Raw genomic sequence first — 21319 nt, forward strand, 5'->3', positions numbered from 1 at the left:
GCGGCATGGATTTCGATCTTGTTCTGCAGGGCACAGTGGTGTTGCCGGAGCGTATTGTCGAGGGCGGCTATGTGGCCGTTTACGACGGAAAGATCGCTGAAGTCGGTATCGGCGTGCCGCCGGCGGCCAAAGAACGGCACCTGCTCGGCGAGGCACTGATCCTGCCGGGCGCTATCGATGCGCAGGTCCACTCGCTTTCCCAGAAGGACCAGGAGGATTTCATCTGGTCGACGCGCTCGGCCGCTGCCGGCGGCGTCACCACCATCGTCGACATGCCTTATGACGAAGGCAATCTCGTCTGCTCAGCCGAAGCGGTGAAGAAGAAGGTCGATCATGCCGGCCCGCAGGCGCGCGTCGATTTTGCCCTCTACGGCACGGTCGATCCCGCGGAGGGTGCTGCCCGCATCGCCGAGATGGTGGCGGCAGGCGTTGCCGCCTTCAAGTTTTCTACCTTCGGCACCGATCCCAAACGCTTCCCGCGCATTCCGCCCGCCCTTCTCGAAGCCTGTTTTGCGGCCATCGCCCCAACCGGTCTGACGGCTGGTGTGCACAACGAGGATGACGAGGCGGTCCGCACCTATATGGAGCAGGTGAAGGCAAGCGGCGTTACCGACTGGCGCGCCCATGGCCTGTCGCGCCCGCCGATCACCGAGCTGCTTGCCATGCACACGATCTTCGAGACCGGTGCCAATACCGGCTGCCCGTCCCATGTCGTGCATTGCTCGCTCGGACGCGGTTACGACATCGCGCGGGCCTATCGCCGCGACGGCTTCGAAGCGACGGTGGAATGTTGCATTCATTACCTGACGCTCGATGAAGAAAACGACGTGAAGCGGCTTGGCGGCAAGGCGAAGATCAATCCGCCGGTGCGACCGCGCGCCGAAGTCGAGACGCTCTGGCGCAAGGTCGCCGAAGGCAATGTCTGGCTGGTTTCGACCGATCACGTGAGCTGGTCGGAAAATCGCAAGACCAATCCCGACATGCTTGCGAATGCGTCTGGCGTCCCTGGACTCGAGGTTATGGTACCGCTCTTCGTCAAGGGCGCCTTGGAGCGCGGCATTCCCCTGACCTGGGCGGCAAAGCTGATGGCCGAAAATCCGGCAAAACATTTCCGCCTGGACCATATCAAGGGCGCGCTGGGATCGGGCAAGGATGCCGACATCGTCGTGCTGGAACCCAATGAGGCGGTCTATGACGCTTCAGCGAGCGGCAACAATGTCATCGGCTGGAGCCCTTATAACGGTATCCGCCTGCCGTGGACGGTTTCGGCAGCCTGGCTGCGCGGTGAAAAGATCACCGAAGGATCGAAGGTCCTGGCCGAGCCCGGCGCCGGTCGTTTCGTGCGCCCGCTTCCACGACAGGTGCTGGCATGAGCCGCAACCTGCCCGTCAACCCCGGCCGGATTTCCGCCGATATCGAAGCTCTTTCCGCCATCACCGAGCCGGGGCATCCGTGGACGCGACGGGCATTTTCACCGCTTTTCCTCGAAGGCCGCGCCTATCTTGAGGCTCGCATGCGGGCGATCGGCCTCGATACCCGCATCGACGCATCAGGCAATCTCATCGGCCGGCGCGAAGGCGCAAAGCCTGGCTCGGGCATTATCATGCTCGGCTCCCATTCCGACACTGTGCCCGACGGTGGGCGCTTCGACGGCGTTGCCGGCGTCGCTGCGGCGCTCGAAGTGGCGCGGGCGCTGCGTGAACAGGAGATCCATCTCGACCATGATCTGGAGATTGTCGATTTTCTGGCCGAGGAGGTCAGCATCTTCGGCGTTTCCTGCATCGGCAGCCGCGGCCTGACCGGGCAATTGCCGCAGGCATGGCTGTCTCGCAGCGTCGATGGTCGGGAGCTCGGAGAGGCGATCGCCGAGGTCGGGGGATCGCCAGGCGTCCTGACCCATGAGAACAAGCCGGATATTGCCGGTTTCCTCGAACTGCATATCGAGCAGGGTCCTGTTCTCGAAAACGAGCGCAAGGATATCGGTATCGTCACGGCGATCTCGGGCATCACCCGCATCGAGATCACCGTCGAGGGCCGCGCCGACCATGCCGGCACGACGCCGATGGATTCGCGCGCCGATGCGCTGGTAGCCGCTGCGCAGATCGTGCTCGATGTCCGCAATGCCGCAAGCGAGCTTGCCAAGACGCCCGGCCATTTTGCAGCGACTGTCGGCGAGTTTCGCATCGAGCCGAATGCCGCCAATGTCGTGCCGTCGCGTGTTGTATTGCTGATCGACGGGCGCGCCGAAATCCGCGCGGACATGGAGGCCTTTTGCCGCTGGCTGGACGGCCATACGGAAAAGCTCGCTTTGGCCTTTGGTGTGACGATCGCACCGCCCAACCGCATCTCCGACAATTTCCCCACACCGAGCGATGGGAGCCTGCTTTCGATTTTGGAACGGGCCTGCGAGACCGTCGGTGCCAAACACCGCTTCATGGCCTCGGGTGCGGGCCACGATACGGCCTGGATCGCCCGGGTTGCGCCAGCTGCGATGATCTTCGTGCCTTGCAGGGAGGGCCGCAGCCACTCGCCGGATGAATGGGCTGAAAACGACGATATAGCACTCGGCGCTGCCGTGCTTTTCGAGGCGGTGCGCGAGATGGACAGGACACTTACGACGGAGAAGGATAATGGGACGCATACTGGTTGAGAAGGACGTGGAGGCCGCCGTCAAGGGCGGTTCAGTCTATGCGGCCGGCGGCGGCGGCTGGGCCGATCACGGCCGCATGCTCGGTTATGCTGCCGTCAATGTCGGCAAGCCGGAACTCGTCTCCATCGAGGAACTCAGCGACAACGACTGGATCGCCACGGCAGCGGCGATCGGCGCACCGGCGTCCACCACGCCCTGGGAAATGCAAGGCATAGACTATGTGAAGTCCGTGCAGCTTCTCCAGGAGGCGCTTGGCGAAAAGCTGTCAGGCCTCATCATCGGCCAGAACGGCAAGTCTTCGACGCTGAACGGCTGGCTGCCTTCGGCCATCCTCGGCACCAAGGTCGTGGATGCCGTTGGCGATATCCGCGCCCATCCGACCGGCGACATGGGATCGATCGGTATGGCAGGTTCGCCGGAACAGATGATCCAGACGGCCGTTGGCGGCAACCGGGCTGAAGACCGCTATATCGAGTTGGTCGTCAAGGGCGCAACGGCGAAGATTTCTCCGGTGCTGCGGGCGGCGGCGGACCAGTCCGGCGGCTTCATCGCCAGTTGCCGCAATCCGCTTCGGGCCTCATATGTCCGCAGGAATGCCGCACTCGGCGGCATCTCCATGGCGCTGAAGCTCGGCGAGGCGATCATCGAAGCGGAAAAGCGCGGCGGTTCGGCGATCATCGATGCGATCTGCAAGACGACAGGCGGCCATATCCTGGCCGAGGGCACGATCACCAAGAAGGATGTCGTCTACACCAAGGAGGCCTTCGACATCGGCACGATCACGGTCGGCGCTAGCGACAAGGCCGTGACACTGCATGTGATGAACGAATACATGGCTGTCGACGATGCCGACGGCAGGCGCGTCGCAACCTTCCCGGCGGTCATAACCACGCTCTCCGAGGAGGGCGAGCCGCTCTCCGTCGGGCAGCTCAAGGGCGGCATGCACGTCTTTATCCTGCACGTGCCGAAGGACATCATTCCGCTGTCGGCCAGCGTGCTCGATCCGACCGTCTATCCGCCTGTCGAAAAGGCGATGGGTATCGAGATAGCACGCTATGCACTGGAGACGAGGGCTTGAGCCATGGCACGCGATCCCGGCCTGGAAGAACTGATGCGCGAGGAACTCGGCGACCGGCCGGGGCTGACCGAAAAATCCATGTTTGGCGGCTGGGCCTTCATGCTCAACGGCAACCTTCTCTGCTGCGCGCGTCAGGACGGCATGCTTCTCCGTCTCGGCAAGGGCAATGACGGCTGGGCGCTGGTTCTGCCCGGCGTGATTCAGATGCTTTCAGGCGAGCGGATCATGCATGGCTGGGTGCGCGCCAATGCCGATGTCTATGGCGACGATGCCATGCGGCGACGCCTCATCGACGCGGCGCTTGCCTATGTGGAACCGATGCCTGCCAAATGAACCAGTGCCCTTCAAGGCGCCGCTGACGAAACGACGAGGAACCCAAGATGCCGAAGCCCAATCCCCGCCATCCGAAATTTCCTATCCCCGGCGGACCGGAGCTGCGCGCCAAAGGCTGGCGGCAGGAAGCGCTGCTGCGGCTTCTGGAAAATGTGCTCTCGGTCGGCGAAGACCCCGACAATCTCGTGGTCTATGCTGCGCTCGGCAAGGCGGCGCGCAACTGGGCGGCGCATCGGGGCATCGTCAAGGCGCTCACCGAAATGGATGAGGATCAGACGCTGCTCATCCAGTCCGGCAAGCCGATCGGCCTCGTGAAGACCCATGCCAAGGCGCCGCTTGTCATCATGGCGAATTGCAACATCGTCGGCCAATGGGCGAAAGCCGAGGTCTTCTACGAATTGCAGCGCAGGGGGCTGATCTGCTGGGGCGGGCTGACAGCCGGCGCCTGGCAATATATCGGCAGCCAGGGGGTTATTCAGGGCACCTACGAAATCTTCATGCGCATTGCCGAGCGCCGTTTCGGCGGCGATCTCTCCGGCCGGTTCGTGCTGACGGCAGGGCTTGGCGGCATGGGCGGCGCGCAGCCGCTTGCCGGCCGCATGGCGGGCGCTGCGATCCTTTGTGTCGATATCGATCCCGAACGCGCCCGCAAGCGCCAACAGATCGGCTACCTGCAGGAGATCGCGCCCGATCTCGACAGCGCGCTCGCGATCATCGACGCAGCCGTGAAGGAAAAGCGTGCGCTTTCTGTCGGTCTCGTCGGCAATGCAGCAGAGATCTATCCGGAGATCGCCAGGCGCGGCATCGTGCCCGACGTCGTCACCGACCAGACTTCGGCGCATGATCTCGTCTACGGCTATGTGCCGAAAGGTATGAGCCTCGATCAGGTGAAAGGCCTGCGCGACGAGGGCCAAGGTCAACTCATGGCCGCCAGCCGCGCTTCAATCGTCGAGCATGTGACCGCCATGCTGGAATTCCAGAAGCGCGGTGCGGAAGTCTTCGACAACGGCAATCTCATCCGCACGCAGGCCCGCGAGGGCGGCGTTGCCAATGCTTTCGACATCCCGATCTTTACCGAAGCCTATCTGCGCCCGCTCTTTGCCCGCGCCATCGGTCCCTTCCGCTGGATGGCGCTCTCAGGTGAGGAAAGTGATATCGCTCGCATCGATGACCTGCTCTTGGAGATGTTCCCCGACAACAAGATCATCACCAACTGGATTCGGCTGGCGCGCGAACACATTCCCTTCGAGGGGCTCCCGGCGCGTATCGCCTGGCTCGGCCATGGCGAGCGCACGGCACTGGCGCGGCGCGTCAACGAACTGGTCGCCATTGGCGAGCTCAAGGGGCCAGTCGCCTTCTCGCGCGACCATCTCGATGCCGGCGCAATGGCGCATCCGAACATCATGACCGAGGGTATGAAGGACGGCTCAGACGCCATTGCTGACTGGCCGCTCCTCGACGCAATGATGCTCTGCTCCTCGATGGCCGACCTTGTCGTCGTCCACTCCGGCGGCGGCGGTTATGCCGGTTATATGACGAGCTGCGGCGTCACCGTCGTGGCCGACGGCTCCGAAGCCGCCGACCAACGCCTCGAGCACGCGCTGACCAACGATACGGCACTCGGCGTCATGCGTTATGCCGATGCCGGTTATGACGAGGCGCTGGACGAAGTGGCGAAGAAGGATGTGCCTTATATCCGGCTTGGCTGAAAGCCATTGTCATAGAAGCCGCTTTTCCGCAGGCTCAGCGTCGTAGCGGTCATGCAGGCCGTCGAAATAGGCAATCGGTGCCGCGGCAAGTTCTTCGGCGCTCGCATCGTCGAGGCAATTGACGGCAACGGCGATGAAGGGGCCCATCGTTTCGTTGTCGTTGCGGGCAAAGGAAGCAACGCCACAATTCTCGCAGAAGAGATGATGGATCGAGCGGGAGCCAAAGAGGTATTCACGCAAATCATCGCGGCCTGACACCAGACGGAAATCGGCCGGCTGCACGATCGCCAGCCAGCTGCGCTTCTTGCGGCAGATCGAGCAGTTGCATTTGAAGGTACCGGCCGAAAGGTCGAGCCCGGCCTCATAGGCGACGGCGCCGCAGTGGCAGCTTCCATGGTAGGTTTTCTTCACGACGTTTCTCCGCTCCAATATTTAACCTGTCGGTTAAATTAATCGCTCCGGATCGGAAGTCAAGACGGGCGCAGCACCAGCCGCTGCGCCGCGAGCGCGGAAAAGAAAGCGAGCGCCATCAGGATGAGCGTGAAAATCACGACCGCGGTCCACCCCTCCATCGCCCAAAACCAGCCGCCTGCGGAACCCATGACGCTGGAGCCGATGTAATAGGCGAGCATATAAAGCGAGGAGGCGTGCCCTTTGGTGCCGGCGGCGTACTTGCCGACGAGGCCGCTTGCCACCGAATGTGTCATGAAGAAACCGCTCGTCAGCACGACAATGCCAAGGATGATGAGCGGCAAGGAGGCCGAGAGCGTCAGCGCGCAGCCTGCTGCCGTGATGACGATGCCGATTGAGAGTATCGTGAAATGGCCAAGCCGGTCACCGAGGATGCCGCCAACCGAGGACGCGCCGATTCCAAAGAGATAGACGGTGAAGATCAGGCCAAGTTCCGTTTGGTTGAGCCCATAGGGCGATGCGACGAGACGGAAACCGGCGTAATTGTAGATCGTCACGAAGGAGCCCATCGCGAAGAAGGCGATGGTGAAGATGAAAGGCAGCGCCGGATTTCTCAGATGCCCCATCCACGCCTTCAAGTGGAACTGGGGATCAAAGCCGGCGCGGCCTACGAAATTGCGCGATGGCGGCAGAAGGGCAATGAAGCCAGTTGCGGCGGCAAGGCCGATGGCGCCGATCAGGAATAGGGCCGGCCGCCAAGAGAGGTATTCGGCGAAGATGCCCGTCAGCACGCGGCCCGACATGCCGCCGAAGGCCGTACCGCCGACATAGAGGCCCATGGTGGCACCGAGGCCGCGCGGATCGATCTCCTCTGCAAGATAGGCCATGGCAACCGCCGGAACACCGCCGAGCACGAAGCCTTGCAGCGCACGGATGACCAGTATCAGGTGCCAGTCCGGGGCAAGAGCCGCGGCGACCGTCAACAGTGCTGCACCGACCAACGAGATGGACATGAGGCTGCGCCGCCCGAGCGCTTCCGAAACTGCGGCCGCACAGACGATGGCGATCGCCAGAAAGCCGGTGGAAAGCGACAGCGCCAGCGAGCTTTCGGCAGGGCTGATGGAAAACTCCTGCGAAAAAATCGGCAATAACGGCTGCACGCAATAGAGCAGCGAGAAGGTGGCAAAGCCTGAGAGGAAGAGCGCCAGGCTGGCACGGCGATAGGGGCCGGTACCGCGTGCGAGATAGAGTTTCTGATGGTCTTCATCGGGCGTTTGCAGGCCGGCAACGTCTTGGATTGCAGAGTCGGACATATCAATTCCTTCCTGCCTCCGATCTAGTCAGACCGCCTCCATTTGTCCAATATATGAAATAGGAGATCTCGATATGTTTTGGAGATAGCGGTGGAGCTGCGGCATCTAAGGTATTTTTTGGCGGTGGCTGAGGAGGGTAATTTCACGCGGGCAGCCGCACGCATCGGCATCGGTCAGCCGCCGCTCAGCCAGCAAATCCGCGATCTTGAAACGGAAATCGGCGCGATGCTCTTCCATCGCGTGCCGCATGGGGCGGAACTGACCGCAGCCGGCGCCGCCTTCCTGTCGGAAGCGAAAGCGTCACTCGCGGCAGCCGAGAAAGCACGGCTGGCGGCGCAGAGCGCCAATCGCGGCGAGACCGGCCGGTTATCGCTCGGTTTCACTGCTTCTTCCGCCTTCAACCCCATTGTCAGCAAGACGATCCGCCGTTTTCAGGCTCGCTGGCCGGATGTGCAGCTTTCACTGACGGAGATGAACACGCTCGGCCTGATGCAGAAGCTCGAACGCGGCGAAGTGGATGCGGCCTTTATGCGGCCGGGCCTCGACGATCCCGATGGCGTCAGGCTGAAGCGCTTGCCGGACGAAGCGATGGTCGTCGCCCTGCCGGCAAGCCATCCGCTGGCGAAGCGGAAGACGCTGGCGCTTGCCTTGCTGGCGATAGAGCCCTTCATCCTCTTCCCGCGGCTAGTCGGTCTCAGCCTTTATGACGATGTGGTGCGCGCCTGCCGCGAGGCGGGCTTCGAACTGACGGTAGCGCAGGAAGCGCCGCAAATCTCCTCGGTCGTCAATCTCGTCGCGGCCGATCTCGGCGTCTCCATCGTGCCGGCTTCGATTTCGCAGATCAAACTTGCCGGCGTCGCCTACCGGCCGATCGACGGACCGCCCGCTGTGGCACGGCTGGCGCTTGCCGTGCTGCGCAGCCAGCGATCTCCCGTAACCGAAAATCTGATGAGCCTTCTGAATTAGAAATCCGGATCCCAATAGGGCGGATCACCGAAGGTCTTTTTCAAATGATCTGCGATGGCGCGCAGTTTGGCCGAGGGGTTTCGGCCTTCAGGATGGGCCATGTAGATGAATTCCGGTTCGGGCTTGGCGCCGACATCGATCTCTATCAGCCGACCGTCCCGAATTGTCGGACCGGCGATAAAGGTTGGCAACAGCGCAATGCCGAGGCCTTCGATCGCGGCATCATGCAGCATATCGCCATTGTTGATGCCGAGACCGAGCATGGCGCGGATGACGACCGCGCCCTCCTCCGTCTGGAAGCGCCAATCGGCGGCACCGCGGTTGGTATAGAAGACACCGCGATGATCATTGAGATCGGACAGCGAGCCGGGCTTGCCGTGACGCTCGATATAATCGGGCGAGGCGACGAGCAGCCGGCGGCTACGGGCGAGCTTCCAGGCGACCAGCCTCGTATCGGCGATAGCACCGTGGCGGATGATGGCATCATAGCCATCCGAGGCCGGATCCACGCGCCTGTCATCCATATCGAGCGTCAGTGCGATCTGCGGATGCGCCTTCAAAAACGGATAGAGGGCCGGGCCGAGATGCAGGCGGCCAAAGCTGACGGGGGCCGCGATGCGCAATGGCCCAGAAAGCGTGCCTCGGCGCTCCGCCATATCGGCCGCGGCGTCTTCCATCTCGCGGACGATGCGCCCGGCGCGTTCCAGAAAGGCTGCTCCATCTTCCGTCAGTGTCAGCTTGCGCGTGGTGCGGTGGACGAGCATGGCGCCCAGTGTCTTCTCCAGTTCCGCCAGTCTTTCGCTGACAACCGACTTGGACAGACGCAGCCGTCGCGCGGCCTCGCTGACCGATCCGGCCTCCACCACGGCGACAAAAGCCGCAATCCCCTCGATCTTCATCATCGTTCGGCTTTTCCGAATTCGAACTCCGCCTTTAGGAGACTAATCCGAACGAAGGAGAAGTGCCATCTTCCAATCATCGCAACGGGACGGCAATGCCGATCCAACCCAAAGTCAGGAGATGGAACAATGAATCGTCTGATCGACAAAGTCGCAATCGTCACCGGCGCGAGCTCGGGTATCGGTCGCGTAACCGCCAAGCTTTTCGCCGCCGAAGGCGCCAAGGTCGTCGTCGGTGCGCGCCGCCGGGCCGAACTCGACAGCCTCGTCAATGAAATCAAGTTTGCCGGTGGTGACGCTGTCGCCATTGCCGGCGACGTCCGCTCGGAAGATTATCACAAGGCGCTGGTCACAGCCGCCGTCAAAAATTACGGCAAGCTCGATATCGCCTTCAACAATGCCGGCACGATCGGCGAGGCGGGTCCGAGCACCGAAGTTTCAGAAGCAGGCTTTGTCGACACAGTGGCGATCAATCTGACTGCCTCTTTCCTAGCCGCCAAGCATCAGATCGCTGAAATGGCCAAGCATGGCAATGGCTCGGTGATCTTCACCTCGACCTTTATCGGCTATAGCTTCTCCTTCCCGGGTGTGGCAGCCTATGCCGCCAGCAAGTCCGGCCTCATCGGGCTCACGCAGGCGCTCGCTGCCGAATACGGTCCGCAGAATATCCGCGTCAATGCCATCCTGCCTGGTGCTGTCGATACGGACATGTATCGCGAAATGAACGACACTTCGGATAAGCAGTCCTTCATTACCAACCTGCATGCGCTGAAGCGCGTCGCAGCGCCGGAAGAGCTTGCCCGCTCGGTGCTTTATCTCGCCTCCGACGACGCGAGCTTCGTCACGGGTACGGCTTCGCTGGTCGATGGCGGTGCCTCGATCACCCGCACCTGATGGCTATGGGCGATTATCTGCTGCAGGTTATGAACGCTTCTGAAACCAGCAGGTTATTGTGCCGGCCTTCTACAGCACAGTCCGATCATCAAGGGGCTAGCACCCGCCCCATATCCCAAGGAACAACACAATGACCCGTCTCGCAAACAAGACAGCCCTAATCACCGGCGGCACCAGCGGCATCGGACTTGAGACCGCCCGCCAATTTATCGCCGAGGGCGCACGCGTCGCCATTACCGGCAGCAGCGCAAAAAGTGTGGAAGCCGCCCGCGCCGAACTCGGCGACAAGGTTCTCGTCATCCAGGCCGATGCCGGCAATGTTGCCGGTCAGGCGGCTGTTGCCGAAGCTGTAAAGAACGCCTTTGGCACGCTCGACATCCTCTTCGTCAATGCCGGCATCGCCGAATTCAACCCGGTCGAAGGCTGGAGCGAAGCTGCTTTCGACAAGTCGTTCGCGATCAACGTTAAAGGCCCTTACTTCCTGATCCAGGCGTTGCTGCCGATCTTTTCGAAGAAGGCTTCGATCGTGCTCAACACCTCGATCAACGCTCATATCGGCATGCCGAATTCCAGCGTCTATGCGCTGACGAAGGGCGCATTGCTGACGCTCGCCAAGACGCTCTCCGGAGAATTGATCGGCCGCGGCATCCGGGTCAACGCCATCAGCCCCGGCCCGATCGCCACACCGCTCTACGGCAAGCTCGGCATGTCGGAGGCCGACGCCAAGGCCATGGCAGCTCAGATCCAATCGCAAATTCCGGCCGGCCGGTTCGGCGACGTAAACGAAGTCGCCAAAACTATCGTCTTCTTCGCCTCGGATGAGGCTGCCTACATCGTCGGCAGCGAACTGATCATCGACGGGGGCATGAGCAACCTTTAAGACCATTGATATCAGGGGCTCAAGCAATGGCCGCGGTTTCTTTTGACCGCGGCCATTGCTTTCATGCGCCGGTGACAAGCCGGCGAATGGCCGTTTCGATTGTCGTCGCACCCTTCACCGATTTCTCGCGGCCGCCCTCAAAGTCGATCCAACCTTCGTTGAAGCCGTCGAGCATGCGCATGCGAGGCTCGGGATTCTTCATGCCCTGGGCACGGAACAGCTCTTCCCAACTCTCCTGAGGCACGGCTTCCGCCGTCACCGGCTTGTCTAGCGCCTTGGCGAAGGCAGCAGCAATCATGGCCGGGCTGACACGCTCGGGACCTTCCAGCTCTACCACGCGTACACCCTGCCATTCCTCCCGCAGCATCTTGGCGCCAAGCGCGCCGATATCGTCGACAGCAATCATCGGCACGGCACGGTCGAGCGGCTGAAGGAAGCTCGCAATGACGCCGCTTTCGCGGGCCGGCGCCACATCCCACGCTGCATTTTCCATGAACCAGCCAGCGCGCAGGAAAGCGACCGGAATGGAGAGTGTCGAAAGCTCCTTCTCGACAATGCCAAGCTGGCTCAACAGGTTCGGCTGCGTGGCCTGCGCGCCAACCGTCGACAGGCAGACGAGCTTTCCGGGCCGTGCCGCTTCGAGCGCGGCTTTCAGCGTTGCCAGCATGCCTTTCACCTCCGGGAAGCCCGGCGAGGGATCGAAAAGCGGAGGGATGACGAGAAAGACGGCCTCCGCGCCCCTGAAGGCTGATGTCAGCGTTACAACGTCGTTCATGTCGGCGACGGCCAGCGTGCAGCCGCGCTCCTTCCAGCCCGCAGCCTTTTCGGGATTTCTCACGACGGCGCGGACCTTCGCGCCATCCTTCAGCAGATGATCGGCGACAGCGGCGCCGACCTGGCCAGTCATTCCGGTTACAGCAAACATGAAGCAACTCCTTTCTGGATTGGCCTCACTATGCCGTCACTCGATCTATGACTGAAGTGCGCTTCTGTCATATTATTAGTGACATCATCGCATCAATTGCGACGACTTACCAGGTCGAGCTCGCCTTGACGCAAGGCAGGCTCCTGGCAGGGCACGCGATAGGACATATCGGCTAGGCTACAACCGTTCGCGACCGCTGCTCCTCCTTTTCCTGCCTGGCCCGATATCATTGGAGTTTCAGATGCCGATCGGCGTCGGCATGGCGATTACGATCGTTGGGCCGAGCAGAGCAAAGCCTGAGTGCTGCGATTGCATGTTTTCCGCCAAAGGCTTAGGGTTTTGCTCGGTCAAAGAAGCGACGGGAAAAAACCATGGCTCTCAGCGGCAAACGCATCCTCCTCATCATCTCGGGCGGCATCGCGGCCTATAAGAGCCTGGATCTCATCCGCCGCCTGCGCGAACGCGGCGCCTCCGTGCGCCCGATCATGACGAAGGGTGCGCAGGAATTCGTGACCTCGCTTGCCGTTGGCGCGCTTGCTGCAGACCATGTCTTTACCGATCTCTTCTCCCGACAGGACGAGCAGGACGTCGGCCATATCCGGCTGGCGCGCGATTGCGATCTGGTGCTGGTCGCGCCCGCAACAGCCGATCTCATGGCGAAGATGGCCAACGGATTAGCCGATGACCTCGCCACCACGGTGCTGCTCGCCACCGATCGGCCGGTGCTCGCGGCACCCGCGATGAACCCGAGGATGTGGGCGCATCCGGCGACGAAACGCAATATCGAGACATTGCGGCGCGACGGCATCCGCTTCATCGGCCCTGCTGCCGGCGAGATGGCGGAAAGCCGGGAAACCGGCACGGGCCGCATGGCCGAACCGCTGGAAATCGTCGCCGCTGCCGAGGCCCTGCTCGATGATGGTCCGAAGCCGCTTGCCGGCAAAAAAGCGATCGTCACCTCAGGCCCGACGCACGAGCCGATCGATCCGGTGCGCTATATCGCCAATCGCTCCTCCGGCCGGCAAGGCCATGCCATTGCCGCGGCGCTTGCGCGGCTCGGGGCGGATGTGACGCTGGTGTCCGGTCCGGTCACCATTCCCGATCCCGTCGGCGTCCGGATGCTGCATGTCGAGCGGGCCGAAGAGATGCGCGATGCCGTTCTCGCTGCCCTTCCCGCCGATGTCGCAGTGATGGTGGCTGCGGTTGCCGACTGGCGCGTCGCTTCGGCTGCCGACCAGAAGCTCAAGAAGCATCCGGGCGAATCCATTCCGACGCTGGCGCTGACGGAGAACCCGGATATTCTCAAGACCGTCGGTCATCACACGACGCGTCCGAAGCTGGTGATCGGGTTTGCTGCGGAGACACAGGATGTCGAAGCCAATGCCAGGCTGAAGCTGGAGCGCAAAGGCGCGGACCTGATCGTCGCCAATGACGTCTCGCCGTCGACCGGCATCATGGGGGGTACGCGCAACAGCGTAAAACTCATCCGCCGCGACGGCATCGAACAATGGCCGGATCTATCCAAGGACGAGGTGGCGGAACGGCTAGCGGCGCTGATCGCCGAACAGCTTATGCAGAGATAGAGAGAGGTTCCAGCCGTTTGGCTGCAGGCTCTTCCGGCTGGAAAGCCTTAATCTGGAGACCATCGGCACTGACGATCACCGCACTCCCATTAGGGATTTCCTGCCAGACATCACCATCGTCAGTCAGCGGCTCGGACACGAGGCAGTAGCCATTGGCTAGGGGCGAGGCATAGAGCGTCGGCGCCTTGCAGTCAGTGGCATAGCGGACCGCGTAAAGAGACTTCCCGTCCGAGAAGGCCGCGGTGAAGCGAAGCAGCGCGGAGCCAAGGATATTTTCCGCCAGGCCTTCGACGAAGGCGATGGTCCGGGCCACAGCGGCGACCGGCGCATCCCGGAGGCCGAACTGCAGAGCGAGCAGGAACATGAGTTCGGAATCCGTCGTGCCGCTGCGGGCATTAAAGAGCTCGTCGTCGAGCATGGTTTCCATCGGCCGACGCAGACGCTCGAAGCCGGAGATCTGGCCGTTATGCATGAAGGACCAGGTTTCGTGCGTGAATGGATGGCAGTTGTCGCGTCGCGTGCCGCCGCCGGTCGCGGCCCTCACATGGGCGAGGAACAGCGGCGAGCGGATCTGCCGGGCCAGGCTCTTCAGGTTGCAGTCGGACCATGCCGGCAGAATATCGCGGTAGCGGCCAGGTTCAGGCCGGTCACCGTACCAGGCGACGCCGAAACCATCGCCATTCGTCGCCGTTTTGGCGCGGGTGGCGCAGTGGGATTGCTCGATCAGGGAATGGGCGGGCGAGGATACCAGTTCCTCCAGATAGAGGGGGTCTCCACGATAGGCTGCCCAGCGACACATGCTCTTGCTCCGGCCCGCCGCCTGCTGCGGCAGGAATGCTGAAAACGTCTTGGATTGTCCGACGCTACGGCTAATAAGGACTTAACAGGCACCCGATTTGCAAGGCAATGATGACAAATTCCTGACGCTGGCCGAGATCACTTTCCGCAAAAACGATGTGAAATTGCGTGATTGCGGCGGTGGAAAATCAGGCAATTGAACGACATAACCAGACGCCGGCTAAAAAACAGCCATGCACTTTGCTCTTGCATCTCGGGAAAATCCGCCTACTTTTAAGTCATTATCAACGTAACGAAAGGAAGGTGATCCAATGTCTAATGAGTTTTCGGACCTCGTAACAGGCATGGAAGTGGTGATGAAGGCGAGGCAGCCCTCGCTCTAAACCCCACCTTCCTAGGGCCGCATGAGACGGTCCGGGCCGGTTACAGGCCAAACCTCATGGAAAGGGTCGCGAAAGCGGCCCTTTTTTATTGCCTTCATTGCCCGTTGACGCATGAGCGGAAGAGCTTTATTCGTATAGTCATCTGATGACTTTATGAGTTAAACCAGTGCAACCTCTCAACAAGACCAATCTTGCCGACACCGCCACGGAAGCGATCCGCAACGAGATACTTGCCAAACGCTGGGCGGTCGGAGAGAAACTGCCAAACGAGACCTCACTTTCGGCCATGCTTTCGGTCAGTCGCGGCACAGTGCGAGAGGCTGTGCGTGTCCTCGTGTCGCAGGGCCTTTTGGAAACGCGGCAGGGCTCCGGCACCTATGTGCTTTCGACCACCGATAACAGCCGTGCGCTCACCATGGCGCGGCGCACCAGCCTACGCGACCAGTTCGAGGCGCGCTGCGCGCTTGATGTCGAAGGCGCACGGCTCGTCGCCATCCGCAAGACACCCGGCATCATCGCCGGGCTTCGTGCGTTGCTTGCCGAACGCGGCAATTATGAAGGCGGCGATGCGGCAGGGTTCATCGAACGCGACCTTGCCTTCCACAAGGCCGTCATAGCCGCCTCCGGTAACCGGGCCATGATCGAGATCTATGATTTCTTCTCCGCCTCGATCGCGGAAACGATTGCCGCCACACTCGACAAGGCGATTCCCGAGCCTGACATGCAAGCACACCAGTCGATCGTCGACGCTATCGAAACCGGCAGCCCCGACAAGGCCGATGCAGCCGTGCGAGACTTCATGGCCCCCATCCTTTCCTCCCTCGACCGAATGCTTCTTTCATGACAATGCCCATACAAAATGCCACATCCTCGTTCGACGCAGTCGACGAGGCGATGATCGATGCCGAAATCGACAGCGTGCCTGTACCACTGCCGCCACAGAAGCAGAGCACGACGGCCCGCTTCCTGCTCGGTGCCAGCCTCGTGTTGATCGCCTTCAATCTGCGGCCGGTGTTTTCCAGCGCTTCCGCTCTGCTGCCGGAAATCCGCACCGAACTCGGCCTGTCGCCCCTCGGCACCAGTCTGCTGACGACCTTGCCCGTCGTTTGCCTCGGCGCTTTCTCGCCGCTGGCGCCGCGGCTTGCCCAGCGCATCGGCTCGGAGCGGACGCTGCTCGGTGTGCTCCTGCTGCTGACGCTCGGTACGGCGCTGCGCGGTCTTTCCTCCGTCCCGCTGCTCTTTTTCGGCACGGCGCTTGCCGGTGCTGCGATCGCCATCGGCAACGTGCTGCTGCCCGGGCTGGTGAAACGCGACTTCGCCGCGAATACGGCGCTGATGACCGGCCTCTATACGATGGCGCTCTGCGCGGGCGCCGCCGGTGCCGCCGGCCTGACGCTACCGATCGAACATGCGCTCGGCGGCTCGCTGCAAGGCGCGCTCGCCATCTGGTCACTGCCTGCCCTCCTCGTTGGGCTGATCTGGCTGCCGCAGGTCTTTGCGAGCAGTCGACAGGCGCGGCGCAGCGGTTTCCGTGTCGATGGTCTGTGGCGGGACAAGCTCGCCTGGCAGGTCACGCTTTTCATGGGCCTGCAATCGGCGCTTGCCTATTGCGTCTTCGGCTGGCTGGTGCCGATCCTGCGCGAACGCGGACTTGACGGCGTTGTGGCCGGCGGCATCGTCTCGGTCTCCGTGATGGTACAGGCCGCCGCCTGTCTCGTCGTGCCGCATATCGCGGTACGCGGTAGGGATCAGCGCCTCATCAACGTGACGCTCTGCGCCTTCGCCGTCGTCGCACTTCTCGGCCTCCTCTTTGCGCCGCTTTCCACCGTCTGGGTCTGGGCCGTGCTGCAGGGTATCGGTCAGGGCGGGCTGATCGCCGCGGCGATGACAGCCATCGTGCTGCGTTCGCGCGATCCGCATATCGCCGCTCACCTTTCCGGCATGGCGCAATGTGTGGGCTATCTGCTTGCCGCCATCGGCCCGTTCATCGTCGGTCTGATCCGCGGTTGGACTGGAAGTTTCGCCTGGTGCGCGGTGCTTTTCATCGCACTCGGCCTGGGCGCCGCCTTCAATGGGTGGCGGGCCGGCCGGGCGCTGCATGTGAAAGCGCGCACGATCGAGAAGGTCGAATGAGCCGGGCTCACCTTCTTATCACCATCTCTTGATCTCCATCGAAGGAATCCGGCTGCTACCCTATCTCAGCCGCATTCTGACCCACCGGAGGAAAATCTTTGCGCTTCCGATCCGTGCTTCTGTTCGCCGCGCTGACCGCTACGCTCGCGCCCGCCTTCTCATTTGCGCAGGAGGCTGGCGAACGACGCGCTCCTGCAGCACAGGGCTCTCCACGCGAAGGCGTCCTCAAGCTGCTGCCGGGCGATTCCGTCACCGATCACGAACTGAGGACGGCCGATGGACGCACGATCGCCTATACGGCCACGGCAGGCACGCTTGATCTCTTCGGCCAGGATGGCGGACAGAACGCTGCAATCTTCTATACCGCTTATGTAGCCAAGGATGCCGGGCCGGACCGGCCGATCACCTTCGTTTTCAACGGGGGGCCTGGTGCGGCTTCCGCCTTCCTGCATCTTGGACTTGTCGGCCCGCGTATACTCGATTTCGGGCCTGACGGCCGTGACGGCGCAAATGCGAAGCTCGTTGACAACCCGCATAGCTGGCTCGATTTCACCGATCTGGTGCTGATCGATCCTATCGGCACCGGCTGGAGCCGTACGGTGAAGGCGGATGACGCCTCGAACTATTACAATGTCGGCACCGACGCGCAGACGATGGCGAAGGTGATCGCCCTCTACGTCGCGCACAATAACCGCGGCAATTCTCCAAAATATCTGCTCGGCGAAAGCTATGGGGGTTTCCGCGCCGCCAAGGTCGCCTCGGCCCTGCAGCAGAGCCAGGGCATCATCATCGCCGGCACCGTCATGCTTTCGCCGCTGCTCGAAGGTCAGCTGATGTTCGATGCCGACCACTTCGCGCTGGGTGCTGCGCTGGAATTCCCCTCATTGGCAGCCGCCGAAGCCGACCGGCGCAAGCGCTTCAGCGAATCCGGCCAGCGTGATGCTGAAAGGTTCGCGCTTGGAGACTACCTCACGACGCTCGCCGGCCCTGCACCGACAGGCGATGCGGCAACAAGCTTCTACAACAGGGTCTCCGATCTCACAGGCATTCCGCTTGAAGTCGTCACCCGCAATCGCGGCTTTCTCGGCGATGCCTACGCGAAGCACTCCGGCAAGCAGCCGGGCGAGGTCATGAGCCCATACGATGCTGCCTTCGCAACACCTGACCCCTATCCGGAATCCGATTACGACCGAGGCGACGATGCGATCCTCGACGGCTTTACCAGGGCCTATGGCGGCGCCTTTGCCGACTATGCCCGCAACGAGCTCGGCTTCAAGACCGAGATGACCTACACGCTGCTCGAAAATGACATCAGCCAGCGCTGGGAGTGGGGCGGCGGCCGCGGCGGTGGTTCACGTTTCCAGGCGAGCGCCACCGACGATATCAGGCAGATGCTCGCCTCCAATCCGTCCTTCCACCTGCTGATCGCCCATGGCTACAGCGATCTCGTGACGCCCTATGGCGTCAGCCGCTATGTGGTGGATCACTTGCCGCCGTCCCTTGCGGGGAATCGTGTATCGCTGAAACTCTATCGTGGCGGGCATATGTTCTACACGACCGCCGGCCAGCGCGCCGCATTCACGACGGATGCAAAGGCCTTTTATGCCAAGCATCCCGCCAACCCGCCGGCGGATTGAAGACGATCAAGGGTTGCCGGAGGGGCGCACTGACCTATTTTCTCCGGCATGGCAAATAGCAATCAGCTACCAGAAGCTCCGCCATCCGGCAGCGCCTCCCGGCAGGAAGAAACCCTCTCCACACTCTCTTCTTATCTTCAAAACGGCGCACTCTTCCTCGATATCGACGGCACGCTCCTCGATCTTGCGCCGACACCGGATGAGATATTCGTGCCGCCGGCACTTCCTGCGCAGCTCGACGCGGTGTCGCAGAGGCTGGGCAGGGCGTTGGCTCTGGTGACGGGGCGAGGTCTTACCTATGCCGACCGCCTCTTTGCTCCATACCAGTTTCCCACCGCCGGACTACATGGAGCCGAGCGCCGCAGCCCTGACGGCAGCATCTTCAAGGTGGAGCCGACAGGCGAGTTCGAGAGACTGAAGATCGCGCTTCGGGCAGAAACGGCGGGCTGGACGGGCATCGTCATCGAGGATAAGGGCGCGGCTGTCGCTGCACATTTCCGCCTTGCGCCGGCGCGGCAGGCGGAACTGACTGAACTTATGCAGCGTTTCCTGAACCGCGCAGGACCGGATTGGACCCTGCAGCATGGCAAGATGGTTCTCGAAATCCGGCCCGCCAGAGCCAACAAGGGCGATGCATTGGAGAGTTTTCTCGCAACTCCAGCCTTCCGCGGTCGTCATCCGATCGCCATCGGAGACGATGTCACCGACGAGGCGATGTTCAGCATGGCGAACCGGCTCGGCGGTTACTCCATCCGCGTCGGCCCGCCGTCTGCCGAGACCGCCGCTCGCGGCACTCTGCCTTCCGCGGAAGCGGTCCGCGAGATCGTCGCGCGTTTTGCCGGCTGATTGCGTCTTTGCAGTTATTTCCAATGAAAGGAATTTTTCATGAGCCGACTTGTCGTCGTTTCCAACCGCGTCCCCGTGCAGGAAAAAAAGGGGGCCGCGTCCGCCGGAGGGCTTGCCGTGGCGCTGGAAGCCGCCCTCGAAAAGCGCGGCGGCATCTGGATGGGTTGGTCGGGAAGGATCAACGAAGAAGGCGAACCCGGCCCGCTTTCAATCGAGCAGCGGGGCAACATCACCTATGCACTGACCGACCTGACATCCAAGGATGTCGACGAATATTACTTCGGTTTCGCCAACCGCATGCTCTGGCCGATCTGTCATTACCGGCTGGATCTCGCAGAATATGGGCGTACGGAAATGGCCGGCTATTTCCGTGTCAACCGCTTCTTCGCGCATCGGCTGGCGCCTCTGATCAAGCCTGACGACATCATCTGGGTCCACGACTACCATCTGATCCCGCTCGCCGCCGAGTTACGGCGGATGGGCATCAAGAACAAGATCGGCTTCTTCCTGCACATCCCCTGGCCGCCGGCCGACGTGCTTTTCGCCATGCCCGTCCATGAGGAAATCATGCGGGGGCTTGCCGCCTACGATCTCGTCGGCTTCCAGACCGATCATGACCTCGAAAACTTCGCGGGCTGCCTCCGCCGCGAGGAGATGGGTGACATGATCGACGAAGGGCGTTTCATCGCCGGCGAACGCACGTTCCGCGGCGGCGCCTATCCGATCGCTATCGAGACGGCCGCCTTCGCTGAATTTGCCAGGAGGGCCGGCAGCCACAGCATGGTCTTGAAGGCACAGCAGAGCATCGAAGACCGCAGTCTCATCATCGGCGTCGACCGGCTGGATTATTCCAAGGGTATCACTCAGCGCATCGACGCATTCGAACATTTCGTCACCAACAACCCGGCGCATCAGCGCAAGGTCACCTATCTGCAGATCACGCCGAAATCCCGTTCGGAAGTGCCTGAATACGAGGCGATGCAGCGCATGGTCGCCGAACAGGCCGGCCGCGTGAACGGTGCACTCGGCACGGTCGACTGGGTGCCGATCCGCTATATCAACCGTTCTGTCAGCCGCCCGGTACTTGCCGGCCTGTACCGGCTCGCCAAAGTCGGCCTCGTTACGCCCTTGCGCGACGGCATGAACCTCGTCGCCAAAGAATATGTTGCCGCGCAGGATCCAGATGATCCGGGTGTGCTGGTGCTTTCCCGTTTTGCCGGCGCGGCGCGTGAACTGAACGGCGCACTGCTGGTTAATCCCTACGACATCGTCGGTACATCCAACGCGCTGGCGCGCGGCCTCAATATGCCGCTCGACGAGCGCCGCGACCGCTGGCGGCGAATGATGAATCATCTGCTGGAGCACGATGTCTCGCGCTGGTGCGATGACTTCCTGGGCGACCTCGCCGCCTGAACGGTCTGCCAGGCGCGCCACCATAGACTGCTCTCTGCAAGAACGGCGCCATGGCATGGCGCTGTCGCGGTTGTGCAGCGCTGCGGCACTTCAGGCCGGCAGCGGGTTTTCCGGCCAGTCCGCCGTCATATCCGCTTGAACCGGCCGCTCAAGATAGGTGGAAAGGGCCACATAGCTCTTTGTACCTGTCACACCGGGAACGGCATGAACTTGCGAGAGAAAGGCTTCCAGTGCGCGAGGGCTTCCTGAGCCAACTTGAAGATAACGCTGGCATCGCCGGCAACCCAATGCATCCCCTCCACCTCGGGAAAGCGGCAGAGCTGCATCAGCCTTTCGCTTTTGCCCCAGCCCGCGGCCTCGACATGCACGAAGGCCAGCAGCGGCTTGCCGAGCGCCATGCCATCGAGCGCAGCATGCGCGCCTTTCGTGCGCCAGACAGGCGCAGCCGCTGGCTGGCGCGTCTGCTGC

General features: G+C 62.0%; 19 protein-coding genes and 1 pseudogene. 14 read left to right on the top strand and 6 right to left on the bottom strand.

Annotation, left to right across the window (positions count from 1 at the left end):
• Positions 1–5: 5 nt before the first annotated feature.
• From JNB85_RS06230 to JNB85_RS06250, 5 genes are read left to right on the top strand one after another with little or no spacing between them, the layout of a single operon-like run.
• On the top strand, positions 6–1373 hold the full coding sequence (locus JNB85_RS06230; protein ID WP_220333489.1) for a dihydroorotase: 1368 nt from the start codon (positions 6–8) through the stop codon (positions 1371–1373).
• Positions 1370–2650 (top strand): Zn-dependent hydrolase, encoded by a 1281-nt coding sequence (locus tag JNB85_RS06235; protein WP_220333490.1) that lies wholly within the window; start codon positions 1370–1372, stop codon positions 2648–2650. The genes JNB85_RS06230 and JNB85_RS06235 overlap by 4 nt, the downstream gene beginning before the upstream one ends.
• On the top strand, positions 2631–3728 hold the full coding sequence (locus tag JNB85_RS06240; protein ID WP_220333491.1) for a DUF917 domain-containing protein: 1098 nt from the start codon (positions 2631–2633) through the stop codon (positions 3726–3728). Before JNB85_RS06235 ends, JNB85_RS06240 begins: the two co-directional genes overlap by 20 nt.
• Before the next feature lie 3 nt (positions 3729–3731).
• Positions 3732–4061 (top strand): TfoX/Sxy family protein, encoded by a 330-nt coding sequence (locus JNB85_RS06245; protein WP_220333492.1) that lies wholly within the window; start codon positions 3732–3734, stop codon positions 4059–4061.
• 47 nt (positions 4062–4108) lie between these two features.
• A complete protein-coding gene (locus JNB85_RS06250; RefSeq protein ID WP_220333493.1) occupies positions 4109–5770 on the top strand; it encodes a urocanate hydratase in 1662 nt (553 codons plus the stop codon).
• 9 nt (positions 5771–5779) lie between these two features.
• On the opposite strand, the gene JNB85_RS06255 is transcribed toward JNB85_RS06250, so the two are convergent.
• Positions 5780–6181 (bottom strand): GFA family protein, encoded by a 402-nt coding sequence (locus JNB85_RS06255; RefSeq protein WP_220333494.1) that lies wholly within the window; start codon positions 6179–6181, stop codon positions 5780–5782.
• A 59-nt stretch (positions 6182–6240) separates the two neighbouring features.
• Positions 6241–7494 carry an MFS transporter gene (locus JNB85_RS06260; protein WP_220333495.1) on the bottom strand — a complete coding sequence of 418 codons (1254 nt, stop codon included), beginning with the start codon at positions 7492–7494 and terminating at the stop codon, positions 6241–6243.
• A gap of 90 nt (positions 7495–7584) precedes the next feature.
• Between JNB85_RS06260 and JNB85_RS06265 the strand changes: the two genes are divergently transcribed.
• Positions 7585–8460, top strand: coding sequence for a LysR family transcriptional regulator (locus tag JNB85_RS06265; protein WP_220333496.1), 876 nt, complete (start codon positions 7585–7587; stop codon positions 8458–8460).
• Here JNB85_RS06265 and JNB85_RS06270 read toward each other — a convergent pair.
• Positions 8457–9362 (bottom strand): LysR family transcriptional regulator, encoded by a 906-nt coding sequence (locus tag JNB85_RS06270; RefSeq protein WP_220333497.1) that lies wholly within the window; start codon positions 9360–9362, stop codon positions 8457–8459. The two genes, JNB85_RS06265 and JNB85_RS06270, sit on opposite strands and share 4 nt — an antisense overlap.
• Positions 9363–9488: 126 nt before the next feature.
• On the opposite strand from JNB85_RS06270, the gene JNB85_RS06275 reads away from it, so the two are divergent.
• Together JNB85_RS06275 and JNB85_RS06280 are read left to right on the top strand one after the other, a co-directional pair.
• Positions 9489–10253, top strand: coding sequence for an SDR family oxidoreductase (locus JNB85_RS06275; protein WP_220333498.1), 765 nt, complete (start codon positions 9489–9491; stop codon positions 10251–10253).
• Positions 10254–10383: 130 nt separating this feature from the next.
• Complete coding sequence (locus JNB85_RS06280) at positions 10384–11133, top strand: SDR family oxidoreductase (RefSeq protein WP_220333499.1); 750 nt, start codon at positions 10384–10386, stop codon at positions 11131–11133.
• Between the two features lie 61 nt (positions 11134–11194).
• Here the strand turns inward: JNB85_RS06280 and JNB85_RS06285 are convergent, their stop codons facing one another.
• The gene (locus JNB85_RS06285) at positions 11195–12058 is read right to left on the bottom strand and encodes an NmrA family NAD(P)-binding protein (protein WP_220333500.1); all 864 of its coding nucleotides are present in this window, start codon (positions 12056–12058) and stop codon (positions 11195–11197) included.
• 371 nt (positions 12059–12429) lie between these two features.
• On the opposite strand from JNB85_RS06285, the gene coaBC reads away from it, so the two are divergent.
• The gene (gene coaBC, locus JNB85_RS06290) at positions 12430–13641 is read left to right on the top strand and encodes a bifunctional phosphopantothenoylcysteine decarboxylase/phosphopantothenate--cysteine ligase CoaBC (RefSeq protein WP_220333501.1); all 1212 of its coding nucleotides are present in this window, start codon (positions 12430–12432) and stop codon (positions 13639–13641) included.
• Here the strand turns inward: coaBC and JNB85_RS06295 are convergent.
• The gene (locus JNB85_RS06295; protein ID WP_220333502.1) at positions 13628–14440 is read right to left on the bottom strand and encodes a class II glutamine amidotransferase; all 813 of its coding nucleotides are present in this window, start codon (positions 14438–14440) and stop codon (positions 13628–13630) included. The genes coaBC and JNB85_RS06295 overlap by 14 nt on opposite strands.
• Positions 14441–14988: 548 nt before the next feature.
• Here JNB85_RS06295 and JNB85_RS06300 point away from each other — a divergent pair.
• The 5 genes from JNB85_RS06300 (at position 14989) to otsA (ending at position 20851) form a co-directional block, all read left to right on the top strand.
• The gene (locus JNB85_RS06300; RefSeq protein ID WP_220333503.1) at positions 14989–15666 is read left to right on the top strand and encodes a FadR/GntR family transcriptional regulator; all 678 of its coding nucleotides are present in this window, start codon (positions 14989–14991) and stop codon (positions 15664–15666) included.
• Complete coding sequence (locus JNB85_RS06305) at positions 15663–16955, top strand: CynX/NimT family MFS transporter (protein ID WP_220333504.1); 1293 nt, start codon at positions 15663–15665, stop codon at positions 16953–16955. The genes JNB85_RS06300 and JNB85_RS06305 overlap by 4 nt, the downstream gene beginning before the upstream one ends.
• A 98-nt stretch (positions 16956–17053) precedes the next feature.
• Complete coding sequence (locus tag JNB85_RS06310; RefSeq protein ID WP_220333505.1) at positions 17054–18592, top strand: S10 family peptidase; 1539 nt, start codon at positions 17054–17056, stop codon at positions 18590–18592.
• 48 nt (positions 18593–18640) lie between these two features.
• Complete coding sequence (gene otsB / locus JNB85_RS06315) at positions 18641–19438, top strand: trehalose-phosphatase (RefSeq protein ID WP_220333506.1); 798 nt, start codon at positions 18641–18643, stop codon at positions 19436–19438.
• Between the two features lie 39 nt (positions 19439–19477).
• Positions 19478–20851, top strand: coding sequence for an alpha,alpha-trehalose-phosphate synthase (UDP-forming) (gene otsA, locus JNB85_RS06320; protein ID WP_220333507.1), 1374 nt, complete (start codon positions 19478–19480; stop codon positions 20849–20851).
• A gap of 90 nt (positions 20852–20941) precedes the next feature.
• Here the strand turns inward: otsA and JNB85_RS06325 are convergent.
• A pseudogene (locus tag JNB85_RS06325) lies at positions 20942–21302 on the bottom strand (Lrp/AsnC family transcriptional regulator); the annotation flags it as partial.
• Positions 21303–21319: the final 17 nt, after the last annotated feature.

The organism is Rhizobium mesosinicum, from assembly GCF_019511345.1.
GTDB classification, from domain to species: Bacteria; Pseudomonadota; Alphaproteobacteria; order Rhizobiales; family Rhizobiaceae; genus Rhizobium; species Rhizobium mesosinicum.

Bases quoted from the DNA above. Each gene is read 5' to 3' on its own strand.
- JNB85_RS06230 (WP_220333489.1), top strand. From the start codon at position 6: ATGGATTTCGATCTTGTTCTGCAGGGCACAGTGGTGTTGCCGGAGCGT.
- JNB85_RS06250 (WP_220333493.1), top strand. From the start codon at position 4,109: ATGCCGAAGCCCAATCCCCGCCATCCGAAATTTCCTATCCCCGGCGGA.
- JNB85_RS06245 (WP_220333492.1), top strand. From the start codon at position 3,732: ATGGCACGCGATCCCGGCCTGGAAGAACTGATGCGCGAGGAACTCGGC.
- JNB85_RS06295 (WP_220333502.1), bottom strand. From the start codon at position 14,440: ATGTGTCGCTGGGCAGCCTATCGTGGAGACCCCCTCTATCTGGAGGAA.
- JNB85_RS06285 (WP_220333500.1), bottom strand. From the start codon at position 12,058: ATGTTTGCTGTAACCGGAATGACTGGCCAGGTCGGCGCCGCTGTCGCC.
- JNB85_RS06280 (WP_220333499.1), top strand. From the start codon at position 10,384: ATGACCCGTCTCGCAAACAAGACAGCCCTAATCACCGGCGGCACCAGC.
- JNB85_RS06235 (WP_220333490.1), top strand. From the start codon at position 1,370: ATGAGCCGCAACCTGCCCGTCAACCCCGGCCGGATTTCCGCCGATATC.
- JNB85_RS06240 (WP_220333491.1), top strand. From the start codon at position 2,631: ATGGGACGCATACTGGTTGAGAAGGACGTGGAGGCCGCCGTCAAGGGC.
- otsB (WP_220333506.1), top strand. From the start codon at position 18,641: ATGGCAAATAGCAATCAGCTACCAGAAGCTCCGCCATCCGGCAGCGCC.
- JNB85_RS06275 (WP_220333498.1), top strand. From the start codon at position 9,489: ATGAATCGTCTGATCGACAAAGTCGCAATCGTCACCGGCGCGAGCTCG.
- JNB85_RS06270 (WP_220333497.1), bottom strand. From the start codon at position 9,362: ATGATGAAGATCGAGGGGATTGCGGCTTTTGTCGCCGTGGTGGAGGCC.
- JNB85_RS06260 (WP_220333495.1), bottom strand. From the start codon at position 7,494: ATGTCCGACTCTGCAATCCAAGACGTTGCCGGCCTGCAAACGCCCGAT.
- otsA (WP_220333507.1), top strand. From the start codon at position 19,478: ATGAGCCGACTTGTCGTCGTTTCCAACCGCGTCCCCGTGCAGGAAAAA.
- coaBC (WP_220333501.1), top strand. From the start codon at position 12,430: ATGGCTCTCAGCGGCAAACGCATCCTCCTCATCATCTCGGGCGGCATC.
- JNB85_RS06305 (WP_220333504.1), top strand. From the start codon at position 15,663: ATGACAATGCCCATACAAAATGCCACATCCTCGTTCGACGCAGTCGAC.